Origin of the sequence: Sphingomonas sp. A2-49 (genome assembly GCF_025548555.1) — a bacterium.
Taxonomy (GTDB): Bacteria; Pseudomonadota; Alphaproteobacteria; order Sphingomonadales; family Sphingomonadaceae; genus Sphingomonas.
Window position 1 is genome coordinate 427,441 of record NZ_JAJLPA010000001.1, and the last position, 14,200, is coordinate 441,640.

Here is a 14,200-nt window from a genome sequence, read left to right on the forward strand (position 1 = left end):
TCCGGCCCCACCTGCGCCGATATCATCGCCGGCTATCGCACCGGCTTGTTCTTCACGGTCCGGTCGAGGAAGTCGAGGATCGTCCCCCACAGATGCTGGCTGATCCCCGGTCCGGCGACGCGATGCGTGTAGCCGGGGTAGAACATCATCTCGAACGGCGTGTCGGTCGCCTGCATCCGCGCCGCGACCTTGGTCGAATTGTCGAGGAAGACGTTGTCGTCCGCCATGCCGTGGATCAGCAGCAGCGGATCGCGGATCTTCGCCGCATCCTCGATCGCCGCCGACGAGGCATAGCTCCGGGGGTCCTTCGCCGGATCGCCGAGATAGCGCTCGGTATAATGCGTGTCGTACAATTGCCAGTCGGTCACCGGCGCGCCCGACACCGCCGCGGCATAGACCCCCGGCGTCTTTTGCAGCATCTTCAGCGACATGTAGCCTCCGTACGACCAGCCATAGGTCGCGATCTTCGATCCGTCGACGAACGGCAGCGACTTGAGGTAGCGTGCGCCGGCAAGCTGGTCCTCGACCTCCACCGTCCCCATCGCGTGATAGATCTGGTCCTCGAAGGCCTTGCCGCGGTTGTACGAGCCGCGATTGTCGATCTTGAAATAGATATAGCCCTGGTCGACCAGGAACTGCGGCAGCGCCCCCTGCCAGCCGCGCGTCACCTGCTGGCCGGTGCCCGGACCGCCGTAATGTTCGAAGAACACCGGATAGGTCTTGCCCGCAACCAGCGGCGGCGTAATCATTTCCCAGTACAGCGTCGTGCCGTCGGCGGCCTTGATCGTGCCGAACTTGGTCGGCTGGTGACTGGCGAGGAACGGGAAATAGGGGTGGCCGGCGACCACCGCATTCTCGTTGATCCAGCCGATGCGCTTGCCGGCGGTGTCGGCCATGTACACCTGCGCCGGCTGCGTCGGGTTCGACCGGGAGACGATGAACCGGCTCGCCGCCGCGTCCATCGTCGCGCTGTTCGTCCAGCCGCGCTCGGTCAGCCGGGCGATCACGTTCGGCCGCGCGATGTCGACCGAATACAGATGCTGCTCCAGCACGTCGTCCTTCGTGCCGGTGAAGTACAGGCGCCCCTTCGCCTCGTCGACGCCGGTCAGGCCGGTCACGACCCACGGGCCCCTCGTCAGCTGCGTCCACTTGCCGCCGGGCGTCCAGCGATACAGATGGCCATAGCCGTCACGCTCCGACCGCCAGATCAGGCTGCCGTCCTTCATCGGCTTGTAGTCGTCGCTGAGGTTGAGCCAGCTCTTCGCGCCCGCCCGCTCGGTGAACAGCACGCGCGCCTTGCCGGTCTCGGGATCGACGCTCACCATGTCGAGCGTCTTCTGGTCGCGGCTCTGCCGCTGGACCAGCAGGGTCCGGCCGTCGGGCGTCCAGTCGACGCGGGCCAGGTAGATGTCGGGATCGCTGCCCAGGTCCACCTTCACCCGCCCCGATCCGTCCGGGCGCATCACGTACAGGTCGACCAGCACGTTGGGCGTCCCCGCCGCGGGATAGCGCTGTTCATAGGTCTTGGTCCCCGCCGCGCCGATCGACGCGCGGGTGAAGACGTGGACGGGCGCCTCGTCGAACCGCTCGACCGCGATATGACGTTCGTCGGGCGACCACCAATAGCCGGTGCGCCGGTCCATTTCCTCCTGTGCGACGAATTCCGCCTCGCCGAAATGCACGGTCCCGCCACCGCCCTGCGTGACCGCCCGCGCCTCGCCGCCGGCGAGCGGCTGGGCGAACAGGTTCTGGTCGCGCACGAAGCTGACATAGCCGCCGCGCGGCGACACGACCGGGTTCAGTTCGCCCCCCGGCGTCGCGGTCAGCCGGCGCACCTTGCCGTCGAGCGTCGCGAGATACAGATCGCCGTCGAGGGGCACGAGGATCGACTGGCCGTCGGGCGCGAAGTCGTAGGCGACGATGCCCTTCGACCCGCCGATCCGCGCACGCTCGCGCTGCATCTTTTCCGCCTCGGTCAGCTCGGCGCCGGTGCCGACCTTCTTGCTGTCGACCAGCATCCGCTCGGCGCCGGTTCGGGTGTCGCGCGCCCACAGATCGGTGCGCTCCTTCTCGTCGGCGCGCGGGCGCAGGAAGGTCAGCAGCGTGCCGTCGGGCGACAGCCGGACGCCGCGCGGCTGCGATCCCGACAGGTCGGGGCTGCCGAACACGCGCGCCAGCGTCAGGTCGCCCGCCGCCGCCGGCTGCGTGGTCCGCGCCACCGCATCAGCGCTCATCGCCATGCTCCCCGCCGACGCCAGCGCCACGCCCAACATCCATCCCCGCATCACCTTCACTCCAAAAACCGTGCCGCCGTTCTTAGGGCACGCTCCGCCGCCGTAAAGGTGCGTTGAGACAGGGTTACCGTCCCATCAACCCTGTCTTTACGCGCTTCGGTATAGGTAGGCGGCGGACAAGGGGCCGTGTCGATCCGGATGGGCGGGCGGCATCAGTTTCTTCCGGGGTATCATGTTGGACACGGCACAGACGGGTTGGCGCGCGGGCGCGTGGGACATGGTGGCGCAGCTCGGCGATGCCGACGGCAGCGTCACGCATCCGCACCTCTCGTTTCTGGTTTCGACCGCCGCGCCCGCCCGCGACCTGTCGGACGCGGTGCATGCGCTGTGCGCCGTGCACGGCGATCATCCCGGGCTCGCCGCGGAGGCGCGCGCGCATTGCGTCCAGCCCGACGCGTGCGACTGGCTCGACGCCATCGCCGAGGGGTTCGTGGCGGAACGCGCCTATATCGCGCAGCTCGCCGCCGCCGCCGGCCCCCTGCCCTCGACGCCCGGACAGGCGGAGACGGAGGCCGCGCTGATCGCCGGCCGCCACGCGCTCGAGATGCTCGCCAAGTCGGAACGGCGCGGCTGCGCGACCGGCGCGGTCGCCGCGCTGGTGCGGGACTGGACGACGATCCGGCAGCTGCTCGACCACGCCGCCGCGCGCTTCGGCGTCGAGGCCGCGCCCGCCGCCTTCCCGTCGCAGCGCGAAACCGCGGCGCAGGTCGCGCTGCTCGGCGACACACCCGCGACCGAACGCGCCGTCAGCTTCGGCGCGCAGCAGTTGCTCGCGCAGCACCGCGGCATGTGGGACCTGCTCGAAGCGCGCGCGTCGGCCCGCGAAGGCTGATCTTGCGCCCGCGGCGGCGATGGGCCAACGACGTACCCGACATTCGATTTCGGGAACGGCCATGAAGCGCTTCGAAGGCACGCAAAGCTATGTCGCCACCGACGACCTGAAGGTCGCGGTCAACGCCGCGGTCACGCTGCGACGGCCGTTGCTGGTGAAGGGCGAACCGGGCACCGGCAAGACCGTGCTCGCGCACGAGATCGCGAAGGCGACCGGCGCCGAGCTGATCGAATGGAACGTCAAGTCGACCACCAAGGCGCAGCAGGGCCTGTACGAATATGACGCGGTCGCGCGCCTGCGCGACGGCCAGCTCGGCGATGCGCGCGTCCACGACATCGCCAATTACATCCGCCGCGGCAAATTGTGGGAGGCGTTCACCCGCCCGACACCGCCGGTGCTGCTGATCGACGAGATCGACAAGGCGGACATCGAATTCCCGAACGACCTGTTGCAGGAACTCGATCGCATGGAATTCCACGTCTACGAGACGAAGGAAACGGTGCGCGCGGTCGAGCGCCCGATCGTGGTCATCACCAGCAACAACGAAAAGGAGCTGCCGGACGCGTTCCTGCGCCGCTGCTTCTTCCACTATATCCGCTTCCCCGATCGCGAGACGATGCAGGCGATCGTCGACGTCCATTTTCCGGGCATCCAGAAGATCCTGGTCAGCAAGGCGATGGACATCTTCTACGACGTCCGCGAGGTGCCGGGCCTCAAGAAGAAGCCGAGCACCAGCGAGCTGCTCGACTGGCTGAAGCTGCTGCTGCACGAGGACATGCCGCTCGACGTCCTCCAGAACCGCGATCCCACCAAGGCGATCCCGCCGCTGCACGGCGCGCTTCTGAAGAACGAACAGGACATCATGCTGTTCGAACGGCTGGCCTTCATGGCGAAACGTCAGGGACGCTGAGGCGCCTGCCATATGGCTGGCGAACGCGGCTGATTTGGCCCGAGACAAAAGGTGGTTCGGGCGGAGGCGCGGAGACGCGGAGGAGACCTGCCCGCGGCAGCGTCTCGCCGACCAATGATCGGCAAGGTAGGGACGCCCTTGGCGCCGGGCGCGACATCTCTGCGTCCTCCGCGCCTCCGCGCGCAAAACCCTGCTTTTCGAACGGCTGTCGTTCACGGCGAATCACCCGGAGTGGCCCCAGCGTCCGCACCGCGGGCAGATTATTTCACGCGAAGCCGCCGAGACGCAAAGAAGAAAGGCGGTTCGCGCGGAGGCGCGGAGGCGCGGCGGGGCTCGCCCGCGGCAGCGCGCCCCCTCAACAATGGATGATGAGAAAAGGATGCCGTTGGTGCCGGGCGCGACATCTTCGCGCCCTCGCGCCTTCGCGCGCAAAAATCCTGTTCGAGCGAGTAGCGTTCACGGCGAGCGTCAGGGGCGGTTGCCGCCTGCCCCACATCGGGCGAACGATGCGGTCTTTTCACGCGAAGACACCAAGACGCTAAGGAGGGAGGTAGTTCAGGCGGAGGCGCAGAGGGGACCCGTCCGCCGCCGGGTGTCCCTGACCAACGACCGATGAGGAAGGGGCGCCATCGGCGCCGGGCGCGGCATCTCTGCGTCCTCCGCGCCTCCGCGCGCAAACTATAACCGCCCCCCCCCGCGCGCTAGCCAGCCTTCACCAGCGTGACCTGCGCGACGTCGATGCCGCGGCCGCGGAAGCCGCCTTCGCAATACATCAGGTAATAGCGCCACAGATCGCGGAAGCGGGCGTCGAGGCGCACCGGCAGCCGGCCGGCCTTGTCCGCATTGTCGAACGCCTCGCGCCAGTGGCGCAGCGTCTGGGCGTAATCGAGGCCGAAGGCGTGATGGTCGGTCCATGCGAGGCCCCGCGCCTCGCACAGGGCGCGAAAGCGGCTTTCGGACAGCAGCATGCCGCCGGGAAAGACATAGCGCTGGATGAAGTCGACGCCTTGCGCATAGCGATCGAACACGTCGTCGGCGATGCTGATGTACTGGATCGCCGCCCGGCCGCCGGGCTTCAGGACGCGCGCGAGCGTGTCGCAATAGGCCGGCCAATAGGCCTGCCCCACCGCCTCGACCATCTCGATGCTCGCCACCGCGTCATAGGTGCCTGCGACGTCGCGATAGTCGGTCAGCGCGACGCTGACGCCGGGCAGGCCGCGGGCGTCCACCGCCGCTTTCTGTTCGGTCGACAGCGTCAGCGCGTGGACGCGGCGCCCCCCCGCCGCCGCCGCCGCGGCGAACGAGCCCCAGCCGCAGCCGATCTCCAGGATGGTGTCGCCGGGCCGGGTGCCGGTGCGGTCGAGCACGGCGGACAGCTTGCGCGCCTGTGCATCCGCCAGCGTGTCGCCGGCGTCGAAGATCCCGCTCGAATAGGTGAGCCCGGGGTCAAGCCATTCGCGATAGAAATCGTTGCCGAGGTCGTAATGCTCCGCGATGTTGCGGCGCGAACCGTCGCGGTCGTTGCGCCGCAGCGCATGCCAGCCGCGCAGCAACAGCTTCGACACGCCGCCCGCACGGGCGACGCCGGCCAGCTCGACCCGGTTGCGCATGAACAGGTCGAACAGCGGCACCGGATCGGGGCTCGACCAGTCGCCGTCCGCCCAGGCGCGATACCAGCCGACCGAGCCTCCCGTCGCCAGCCGCACCAGCGCGCGCCAGCGATGCAGGGCGACGATCGGCACCGGTCCCGCCCGGCGCCCGCCGAGCAGCCGGTGCGTCCCGTCGGGCAGCCGTGCCTCGATCCCGCCGGACGCCAGCCCGGCATCGATCCGGTCGAGGAAACGGTGGAAGATCGCCGCGAGCGCGCGTTGCTGTACTGTGTCCGCAGCCATGTCGGGCGCGCTCATGCCGCAGCTTGCCGCGAAGGGAAAGGGTCAGCGGTGCCCGCGCGCCGCGCCGAGCGTCAGGATCGCGGCGACATGCCGGTGCGCGATCTCCAGCGCGTCGTCGCCATAGCCGCCGCCGACGGTGCTCGCCAGCGGCACGGCGCCGACGAGCCGGGCAACCAGCCGCTCGCGCCGCGCGAGACCGTCGAGCGAGAGCGACAGCCGGCCGAGGCGGTCGCCCGCGAACGGATCGACCCCCGCCTGGTATAGGACCAGCTGCGGCCGATGTTCGGCCAGGAACGGTGCCAGCGTCTCCGCCAGCGTCGTCAGATAGGCCTCGTCCCCGATCCCGTCGGCGAGCGGCACGTCCAGCGTCGAGCGCGCCTTTCGCGCCGGAAAGTTCTTTTCGGCGTGGATCGAATAGGTCGCGATGCCCGGCCGTCCGGCGAGTAGCGCCGCCGTGCCGTCGCCCTGGTGGACGTCGCAATCGACCACCGCGATGCGATCGACGGTCCCCTCCTCGACCAGCCGGACCGCGGCGATGGCGAGGTCGTTGAACACGCAATAGCCCGCGCCCGTCGCCGCCAGCGCGTGATGGCTGCCGCCCGCCGTGTTGGCGGCGAAGCCGTGCTCCAGCGCCAGCCGCGCCGCCAGCCACGTGCCGCCCGGCACCGCCCGTGCCCGCGCCGCGACCTCGGGCGTGACGGGAAAGCCGATACGCCGCGTCTTGATCGCCGGCACCCGCGCCTCCAGCACCTCGGCGACGTACTCGGGGTCGTGCACCGCCTCCAGCCAGCGCACCGGCATCGGCTCGGGCACGTGCCACGCCACCCGGTCGCCCTCGGCGCGGAGCAGGTCGCGGATGAGCCCGTTCTTGTTCCAGCGATAGGTGGAGCGCGCCGGCGCCGGCGCGACATAGGCGGGATGATGGACGATCGCGATCACCCCGCCTACTTAGGGCGCCGACCGGCGCGGCCCAAGCGCGTCCATGGAGAGAAACGGCATGACCGACACGCCCTTCGTCCGACCGGACGTGCGCGGACTCCTCGATTACCTCAACGCCATGCCCGGACCGCGCACGCATCAGATGACGCCGGAGGCAGCGCGGCAGGGCTATGTCGCGATGAAGGACGTCGCCGACCTGCCCGTCGGCGACCTCGCGACGATCCGCGACCTCGCGATCCCCGGCCCGGCGGGCACGATCCCCGCGCGCCTGTTCGACGCGCGCGAGCATCGCCAGCCCGGCCCGGCGATGGTCTTCTTCCACGGCGGCGGCTTCGTCATCGGCACCATCGACACGCATGCCAGCTTCTGCGCGGAAATCGCGCGGGTGCTCGACGTGCCGGTCGTCTCGGTCGACTACCGGCTGGCGCCCGAGCATCGCTGGCCCGCCGCACCCGACGATTGCGAGGCCGCGGCGCGCTGGGTCGCGGACAGCCCGGGGGCGCTCGGCCGCAGCGTCACGGGTCTGATCCTGTGCGGCGACAGTGCCGGCGGCACGCTGGCGATCGTCGCGGCGATGGACCTGCGCGATGCACCCGCGGCGGTGCCGGTGATCGTGCAGGCGCCGATCTATCCCGCCGCCGATACCTCGCGGCCCTATCCCTCCTTCGACGCCTTCGCCGACGGGTTCCTGCTGACCCGCGACACGATGCTGTGGTTCGCCGATGCCTATGCCGCCGACGTGGCCCATGCCCGCGGATCGCCGCTGCTCGGCCGGCTCGACGGCCTGCCGCCGGCGGTGATCGTCACCGCCGGCCTCGATCCGATCCGCGATCAGGGCCGCGCCTATGCCGCCGCGCTGGTGCAGGCAGGCGTGCCGGTGACCTATCGCGAGGCGGCGGGGACGATCCACGGCTTCGTCACGCTGCGCAAGGCGATCCCGTCGGCGCAGGGGGACGTCGCCGGCTATCTCGCCGCGCTGAAGGATGCGGTGGCCGAAGCCGAGGCCGCACGCGTGCTGGCACAGGCGGCCGGGCGATGAGCGGCGACGTCGCCACTTTGCCCTATCGCCCCTGCGCGGGTGTCATGCTGGTCAACCGCGACGGCCGCGTCTTCGTCGGGCAGCGCGTGGATTCGACGCTGGAGGCATGGCAGATGCCGCAGGGCGGGATCGATCCGGGCGAGGACGCCTATGCCGCGGCGCTGCGTGAACTGGGCGAGGAGACGGGGGTCGCGCCCGATCGCGTCGCGCTGATCGCCGAGGCGCCGGGCGAATTCGTCTACGACCTGCCCGAGGACATGATCGGCAAGGTGTGGAAGGGCAGGTGGCGCGGCCAGCGGCAGCGCTGGTTCCTGTTCCGTTTCCTGGGCGAGGACACCGATATCGATATCGCGACCGAGCACCGGGAATTCCGCGCCTGGCGCTGGTGCGACCCCGCCGACCTGCCGCGGATGATCGTGCCGTTCAAGCGACGGCTGTACGAGGACGTGCTCGCCGCATTCCGCCCTCACCTCGCCGCAGACGGCTGACCGCGGGTCGATTGGGGGTTTCCTGTACGGAACGAGGCGGTAGAGGCGTGTCGTGCGTGTGTTTCCTCCCCTGATCGCCCTGCTGCTGGCGCCTTTGCTGCTCGCCAACGCGGCCGCCGACGGCGACGCCCCCGACGATACCAGGGTGCCGATCCCCGCGGCGATCCGGTCGATGCTGGACGCCGCGATCGAGAGCGGCAACGACGGCGACGTCTCGACCGTCGTCAAATATGCGCGGCTCGCCGATCCGGCGAGCGCCGATGCGGTGCTGGCGATCGCGCAGAAATGGCGCAACGACCGGGCGCAGGCGCGGCAGACCACGATCCGCCAGGCGAGCATGTTCGACCTGTGGAGCGGCCGGGCGGAACTGGGCGGCTACATCACCACCGGCAACACCGACAGCAAGGGCGGTGCGGCGGTGCTCGACCTGACGCGCGAAGGATTGCAGTGGCGCCACAAGTTCCACGCACAGGCGGACTATCAGGAAAACGCCAATATCGCGACGCGCGAACATTATCTCGCCAGCTACGAACCCAATTACAAGTTCGACGACCGGCTGTACGCCTATGGCGCGGCGCAATATGAATCGGACCGGTTCCTCGGCTATTACGACCGCTATTCGGCCTCGGCGGGGATCGGCTACAGCGCGGTCAAGACGCCACGGGTCCGGCTCGACGTCGAACTCGGTCCGGCGTTCCGGCAGACGGCGTTCACCAACGGGATCGAACAGAGCAATATCGCCGGCCGCGGGACGCTGGCGTTCAACTGGAAGCTGCTGCCCGGCCTGTCGGTGACGCAGAACGCCGCCGCCTACGTCCAGAGCGCCAATTCGACGCTGAGCGGCACGACATCGGTCAACGCCAAGCTGATCGGGCCATTGTCGGCGGCGCTGTCGTACAACGTGCAATATGAAAGCATGCCGCCGGTCGGATCGGTGTCCACCGACACGACCAGCCGCGCATCGCTCGTCTACAGCTTCTAGGCGGCAGCCGCCCGCGCGGGGTCGACGGTGGTTTCCCCGGCGCCACCCTTGGTCTAGCATCGGCGGATGAGAGGATTATCCAGTAACGAGCGCGCGCTGGTCGAGCGGATCGACCCGGCGGCGATGCTCCGCCGGACCGAGGCGTGGGCGGCGATCAACAGCGGGACGCGCAACCTGGCGGGCGTGGCGCGGATGGCGGGGCTGCTCGCCGATGCCTTTGCCGCGCTGCCGGGCGAGATCGCGCTGGTCGAGCCGGCGGCCGCGGAGGCGGTCGGCGCCGACGGCGTCGTCGAGCGGATCGAACACGGCCGCCACCTGCATCTGCGGGTACGGCCGGAGGCGCCGGTGCAGATGCTGTTCACCGGCCACATGGACACCGTCTATCCCGCCGACCACCCCTTCCAGACACTGACGCATCGCGACGACGGGACGCTGAACGGCCCCGGTACCGCGGACATGAAGGGCGGTCTTGCCGTCATGCTCGCCGCACTCGCCGCGTTCGAGGGGTCGGCGGAGGCCGCCCGGCTGGGCTATGAGGTGGTCGTCAACTCCGACGAGGAAACCGGATCGATGTCGTCCGCGGCGCTGCTCGCACGCGCGGCGGCGGGGAAGGTCGCGGCGCTGACCTACGAACCCGCGCTCGCCGACGGCACGCTCGCCGGCGCGCGCGGCGGCACCGGCAATTTTTCGATCGTGGTACGCGGGCGCAGCGCGCATGCCGGCCGCAATCCGGAGGAGGGGCGCAACGCGATCGTCGCCGCCGCCGACCTCGCCGTCCGGCTGGCGGCGGCGGGCGCGCCGGGACTCAGCGTCAACCCGGCGCGGATCGATGGCGGCGGCCCGAACAACGTCGTCCCCGACCTCGCCGTACTGCGCGTCAACTTCCGCCCCGCCGCCGCCACCGACATCGATCGCGCCCGCGCCGCGATCGACGCCGCGGTCGCCGCCGTCGCCGCCGCGCACGACGTCGGCGTCGCGGTCCACGGCAGCTTCAACCGCCCGCCCAAGCCCGTCGATCCGGGTGCCGAGCGCCTGTTCGCGACGGTGGCGGCGGCGGGTGCGGACCTCGGCCTCACCATCGGGCGGCGGGCGACCGGCGGCGTGTGCGACGGCAACAACATCGCCGCCGCCGGCGTCCCCGTCGTCGACACGATGGGCGTGCGCGGCGGCGCGATCCATTCGGCGGACGAATTCATGATCGTCGACAGCCTCGCCGAGCGCGCCGCGCTGTCGGCGCTCACCATCGGCCGCATCGCGGCAAAGGGGCGGCCATGACGTTTCGTATCCGTGCCGCACGGGCCGGCGACCTCCAGCACCTCTACGAAATGGCGAAGCTGACCGGCGGCGGTTTCACCAACCTGCCGCCCGACCGCAAGGCGCTGGCGGGCAAGCTCGACCGCAGCGCTGCCGCCTTCGCCCGCGCCGACGGTCCGGTCGCGGACGAGACGTTCGTGCTAATGCTGGAGAACACCGCCACCGGCGAGGTCCGCGGCACCTGCCAGCTGTTCACGCAGGTGGGGCAGCAGCATCCCTTCTACAGCTATCGCCTCGGCACGCTGACCCAGCACAGCAAGCAGCTCGCCCGCACCTTCCGCGCCGAGATGCTGGCGCTGACCACCGATCTGGAAGGCGCGTGCGAGGTCGGCGGCCTGTTCCTGCACCCCGGCGAGCGCGCAGGCGGGCTCGGCCTGCTGCTCGCCCGCAGCCGCTACCTGTTCATCCGCGCGCACCGGGCGCGCTTCGCCGACCGCATCCTCGCCGAACTGCGCGGCATCATCGACGAGGCGGGGGGATCGCCGTTCTGGGACGGGCTGGCCGGCCGCTTCTTCGGGATGAATTTCCAGGATGCCGACCAGTTCAATGCGATCAACGGCCACCAGTTCATCGCCGATCTGATGCCCAAGCATCCCATCTACACCGCGATGCTGTCCGAACCCGCACGCGCCGCGATCGGCCTGCCGCATCCCAGCGGCCGTGCGGCGATGCGGATGCTGGAGAACGAAGGCTTCCACTACGAGCATTACATCGACATCTTCGACGGCGGCCCGACGATGACCGCGCGCACCGACAAGGTCCGCACGATCGCCGAGGCGCGCGAGGCGCCGATCGCGACGATCGATACCGACGGCGGCGTCGAATCGCTGGTCGCGGTCGGCCGGCTGGACACGTTCCGCTGCGCGTTCGGGATGGTGCGCGAGGGTGCGGACGGCATCGTCCTGTCGCCGGACTGCGCCGCCGCGCTCGGCATCGGCCCCGGCGATGCCGTTCTGCACGTACCGCGCTGGTGACGACGATGACGGTAGAGATCAACTTCGACGGGATCGTCGGTCCCAGCCACAATTACGCCGGGCTGTCGCAGGGCAATCTGGCGGCGACCGCGCATGCGGGGCAGGTTTCCCGCCCGCGCGCGGCGGCGTTGCAGGGGCTCGACAAGATGCGCGCCAACCTTGCGCTCGGGCTGACGCAGGGCGTGCTGCTGCCGCATCGCCGGCCGGACAGGCGCTGGCTGGCGAGCCTTGGCACAGACCCCGCATCCGCGCCGCCATTGCTGCGCGCGCAGGCGATGTCGGCGTCGGCGATGTGGGCGGCGAATGCCGCGACGGTGTCGCCCGCGCCCGATACCGCGGACGGTCGCTGCCACCTCTCGGTCGCGAACCTGATGACGATGCCGCATCGCAGCCACGAATGGCCCGAGACGCTGGCGCAGCTGCGCACCGCCTTCGCCGATCCCGCCTTCGCGGTGCACGGCCCGGTGCCGGCGCCGTTCGGCGACGAGGGTGCGGCCAACCACATGCGGCTGGCGGCATCGCACGGCGCGCCGGGGGTCGAGGTGTTCGTCTACACGCTCCCCGGCGGCCCCTTCCCCGCGCGCCAGCACCGCGAGGCAGGCGAGGCGATCGCGCGCCGGCACGGGCTCGATCCGGCAAGGACGCTGTTCGTCCAGCAATCGGCCGAAGCGGTCGCCGCCGGCGCCTTCCACAACGATGTCGTCGCGGTCGCCAACGAACGCGTCCTGTTCGCGCACGAACACGCCTTCGCCGACCGGGACGGGTTCTACGCGAACCTGCGCCGCCTGCTGCCCGAGGTCGAGATCGTCGAGGTGCCGGCGGCCGGGGTCAGCCTGGCCGATGCGATCGCGTCCTATCTGTTCAATGCGCAGCTGGTGACGACCGGGGACGGGCCGACGCTGGTCCTGCCCGAAGAGGCGCGCGCGACGCCGACGGTGTGGGACTGGCTCGAACGCCACCGCGCCGGCAACGGACCGATCCGCCGGGTCGAGACGGTCGACGTCACCCAGTCGATGGCCAACGGCGGCGGGCCGGCGTGCCTGCGGCTGCGCGTCGTCGCCGATCCCGCCCGGGTCGATCCGCGCTTTCTGGTCGATGCGGCGAAGCTGGACGCGATCGCGGCGGTCGTCCGGCGCTGGTGGCCGGAGGCGATCCACCCGGACGCGCTGGGCGATCCCGCGCTGGTCCGCGACATCGAAGCCGCGCACGCGCAGCTGCTGAGCGCGCTCGACCTGTCGGGTTACTTTACCGTTAACCAGCCGCGTTAACCCGGGAATGCCGGTTTTCCGCCACTGGCCCGCGCCTTGCTTAGGATTTGGGCATGTGGACCCGGATCAAGCGCCTCTTCACGATCAAGACCAAGTTCGAGGCGTTTCTCGTCATCTACGGCCTCGGGCTCGGCGCGGTGGAGCGCGGCATCCATTACCTGGAGCAATATCCAGGCTATGGCGGCTGGCTGTTGTTCGCCTGCTGTCCGATCGCGGTGTTCATGACGGGCGGCATCCTGCTCGACGCGGTCGAACGGCGGCAGGAGGATTAGGGTCGCCGGATAGGATAAGTTCGTCGCATCCCCCGCGCGGGGCCTTATCTCCACCCGCATGAACGGCCTTACCCATCTGCAACGGCTGGAGGCCGAGAGCATCCACATCATGCGCGAAGTCGTCGCCGAGGCGGAACGCCCGGTGATGCTCTATTCGGTCGGCAAGGATTCGGCGGTGATGCTGCACCTCGCCCGCAAGGCCTTCTATCCGGCACGCCCGCCCTTCCCGCTGCTGCACGTCGACACCACGTGGAAATTCCGCGCGATGTACGAGCTGCGCGAACGCGCCGCCGCGGCGGCGGGGATGGAGCTGATCGTCCATCGCAATCCGGACGCGCTGGCGGCGGGGATCAACCCGTTCGACCACGGCGGCCGGCACACCGACATGTGGAAGACCGAGGGGCTGAAACAGGCGCTGCGCGCGGGCGGTTACGACGTCGCGTTCGGCGGCGCGCGGCGCGACGAGGAAAAGAGCCGCGCGAAGGAGCGCATCTTCTCGTTCCGCTCCGCCAGCCAGAGCTGGGACCCGAAGGCGCAGCGCCCCGAGTTGTGGAACCTCTACAACGCCCGCATCCATCGCGGCGAGAGCATCCGCGTCTTTCCGATCTCCAACTGGACCGAGCTCGACATCTGGCAGTATATCCTGGCGGAGGGGATCGAGATCGTGCCCCTCTATTTCGCCGCGCCGCGTCCCACCGTCGAGCGCGACGGCATGCTGCTGATGGTCGACGACGACCGCTTCCGCCTGCATCCGGGCGAAGTCCCGGTCGAACGCTCGATCCGCTTCCGCACGCTCGGCTGCTATCCGTTGACCGGCGCGGTCGAAAGCGACGCGACGACGCTGCCCGAGGTGATCCGCGAGATGCTGCTCACCACCACCAGCGAGCGCCAGGGCCGCGCGATCGACCACGATCAGGCGGCGAGCATGGAGAAGAAGAAGCGCGAGGGATATTTCTGATGGATCGGTCGCACACCGCCCGCGCGACGGTCGCCGCA

General features: G+C 69.9%; 13 protein-coding genes. 10 read left to right on the plus strand and 3 right to left on the minus strand.

All coding sequences use genetic code 11. The features are described from left to right. Positions 1–32 precede the first annotated feature (32 nt). The gene (locus LPN01_RS01960) at positions 33–2,285 is read right to left on the minus strand and encodes a DPP IV N-terminal domain-containing protein (RefSeq protein ID WP_262826671.1); all 2,253 of its coding nucleotides are present in this window, start codon (positions 2,283–2,285) and stop codon (positions 33–35) included. Positions 2,286–2,466: 181 nt separating this feature from the next. Here LPN01_RS01960 and LPN01_RS01965 point away from each other — a divergent pair, with 181 nt between their 5' ends. Both LPN01_RS01965 and LPN01_RS01970 read left to right on the plus strand, forming a co-directional pair. After that, positions 2,467–3,126, plus strand: coding sequence for a DUF6975 family protein (locus LPN01_RS01965; protein WP_262826672.1), 660 nt, complete (start codon positions 2,467–2,469; stop codon positions 3,124–3,126). 61 nt (positions 3,127–3,187) lie between these two features. After that, positions 3,188–4,036: an AAA family ATPase gene (locus LPN01_RS01970; RefSeq protein ID WP_262826673.1), complete on the plus strand. Its 849-nt coding sequence runs from the start codon at positions 3,188–3,190 to the stop codon at positions 4,034–4,036. A gap of 701 nt (positions 4,037–4,737) precedes the next feature. On the opposite strand, the gene LPN01_RS01975 is transcribed toward LPN01_RS01970, so the two are convergent. Beyond that, entirely contained in the window at positions 4,738–5,943 is a 1,206-nt protein-coding gene (locus tag LPN01_RS01975; RefSeq protein ID WP_262826674.1) for an SAM-dependent methyltransferase, read from the minus strand. A gap of 27 nt (positions 5,944–5,970) precedes the next feature. Further along, positions 5,971–6,867 (minus strand): histone deacetylase, encoded by an 897-nt coding sequence (locus LPN01_RS01980; protein ID WP_262826675.1) that lies wholly within the window; start codon positions 6,865–6,867, stop codon positions 5,971–5,973. A gap of 58 nt (positions 6,868–6,925) precedes the next feature. Here LPN01_RS01980 and LPN01_RS01985 point away from each other — a divergent pair, with 58 nt between their 5' ends. The 8 genes from LPN01_RS01985 to cysD all read left to right on the plus strand — a co-directional run bounded on the left by LPN01_RS01985 (position 6,926) and on the right by cysD (position 14,162). Beyond that, the gene (locus tag LPN01_RS01985) at positions 6,926–7,906 is read left to right on the plus strand and encodes an alpha/beta hydrolase (protein ID WP_262826676.1); all 981 of its coding nucleotides are present in this window, start codon (positions 6,926–6,928) and stop codon (positions 7,904–7,906) included. After that, positions 7,903–8,394 (plus strand): RNA pyrophosphohydrolase, encoded by a 492-nt coding sequence (locus LPN01_RS01990; RefSeq protein WP_262826677.1) that lies wholly within the window; start codon positions 7,903–7,905, stop codon positions 8,392–8,394. Before LPN01_RS01985 ends, LPN01_RS01990 begins: the two co-directional genes overlap by 4 nt. Before the next feature lie 52 nt (positions 8,395–8,446). Further along, positions 8,447–9,376, plus strand: a complete 930-nt coding sequence (locus tag LPN01_RS01995) for a YdiY family protein (RefSeq protein WP_262826678.1) — start codon at positions 8,447–8,449, stop codon at positions 9,374–9,376. Between the two features lie 66 nt (positions 9,377–9,442). Continuing rightward, positions 9,443–10,651, plus strand: a complete 1,209-nt coding sequence (locus tag LPN01_RS02000) for a hydrolase (RefSeq protein ID WP_262826679.1) — start codon at positions 9,443–9,445, stop codon at positions 10,649–10,651. After that, positions 10,648–11,664: an arginine N-succinyltransferase gene (locus tag LPN01_RS02005; RefSeq protein WP_262826680.1), complete on the plus strand. Its 1,017-nt coding sequence runs from the start codon at positions 10,648–10,650 to the stop codon at positions 11,662–11,664. The genes LPN01_RS02000 and LPN01_RS02005 overlap by 4 nt, the downstream gene beginning before the upstream one ends. 5 nt (positions 11,665–11,669) lie before the next feature. Next, entirely contained in the window at positions 11,670–12,932 is a 1,263-nt protein-coding gene (locus LPN01_RS02010; protein ID WP_262827048.1) for an N-succinylarginine dihydrolase, read from the plus strand. A gap of 53 nt (positions 12,933–12,985) precedes the next feature. Further along, a complete protein-coding gene (locus tag LPN01_RS02015) occupies positions 12,986–13,204 on the plus strand; it encodes a hypothetical protein (RefSeq protein ID WP_262826681.1) in 219 nt (72 codons plus the stop codon). Positions 13,205–13,262: 58 nt separating this feature from the next. Next, entirely contained in the window at positions 13,263–14,162 is a 900-nt protein-coding gene (gene cysD, locus LPN01_RS02020; RefSeq protein ID WP_262826682.1) for a sulfate adenylyltransferase subunit CysD, read from the plus strand. Positions 14,163–14,200 lie beyond the last annotated feature (38 nt).

Excerpts from the sequence above, each read along its gene's own strand:
- LPN01_RS01960 (WP_262826671.1), bottom strand. The coding sequence starts at position 2,285 with ATGCGGGGATGGATGTTGGGCGTGGCGCTGGCGTCGGCGGGGAGCATG.
- LPN01_RS01965 (WP_262826672.1), top strand. The coding sequence starts at position 2,467 with ATGTTGGACACGGCACAGACGGGTTGGCGCGCGGGCGCGTGGGACATG.
- LPN01_RS01970 (WP_262826673.1), top strand. The coding sequence starts at position 3,188 with ATGAAGCGCTTCGAAGGCACGCAAAGCTATGTCGCCACCGACGACCTG.
- LPN01_RS01975 (WP_262826674.1), bottom strand. The coding sequence starts at position 5,943 with ATGAGCGCGCCCGACATGGCTGCGGACACAGTACAGCAACGCGCGCTC.
- LPN01_RS01985 (WP_262826676.1), top strand. The coding sequence starts at position 6,926 with ATGACCGACACGCCCTTCGTCCGACCGGACGTGCGCGGACTCCTCGAT.
- LPN01_RS01990 (WP_262826677.1), top strand. The coding sequence starts at position 7,903 with ATGAGCGGCGACGTCGCCACTTTGCCCTATCGCCCCTGCGCGGGTGTC.
- LPN01_RS02000 (WP_262826679.1), top strand. The coding sequence starts at position 9,443 with ATGAGAGGATTATCCAGTAACGAGCGCGCGCTGGTCGAGCGGATCGAC.
- LPN01_RS02005 (WP_262826680.1), top strand. The coding sequence starts at position 10,648 with ATGACGTTTCGTATCCGTGCCGCACGGGCCGGCGACCTCCAGCACCTC.
- LPN01_RS02010 (WP_262827048.1), top strand. The coding sequence starts at position 11,670 with ATGACGGTAGAGATCAACTTCGACGGGATCGTCGGTCCCAGCCACAAT.
- LPN01_RS02015 (WP_262826681.1), top strand. The coding sequence starts at position 12,986 with ATGTGGACCCGGATCAAGCGCCTCTTCACGATCAAGACCAAGTTCGAG.
- cysD (WP_262826682.1), top strand. The coding sequence starts at position 13,263 with ATGAACGGCCTTACCCATCTGCAACGGCTGGAGGCCGAGAGCATCCAC.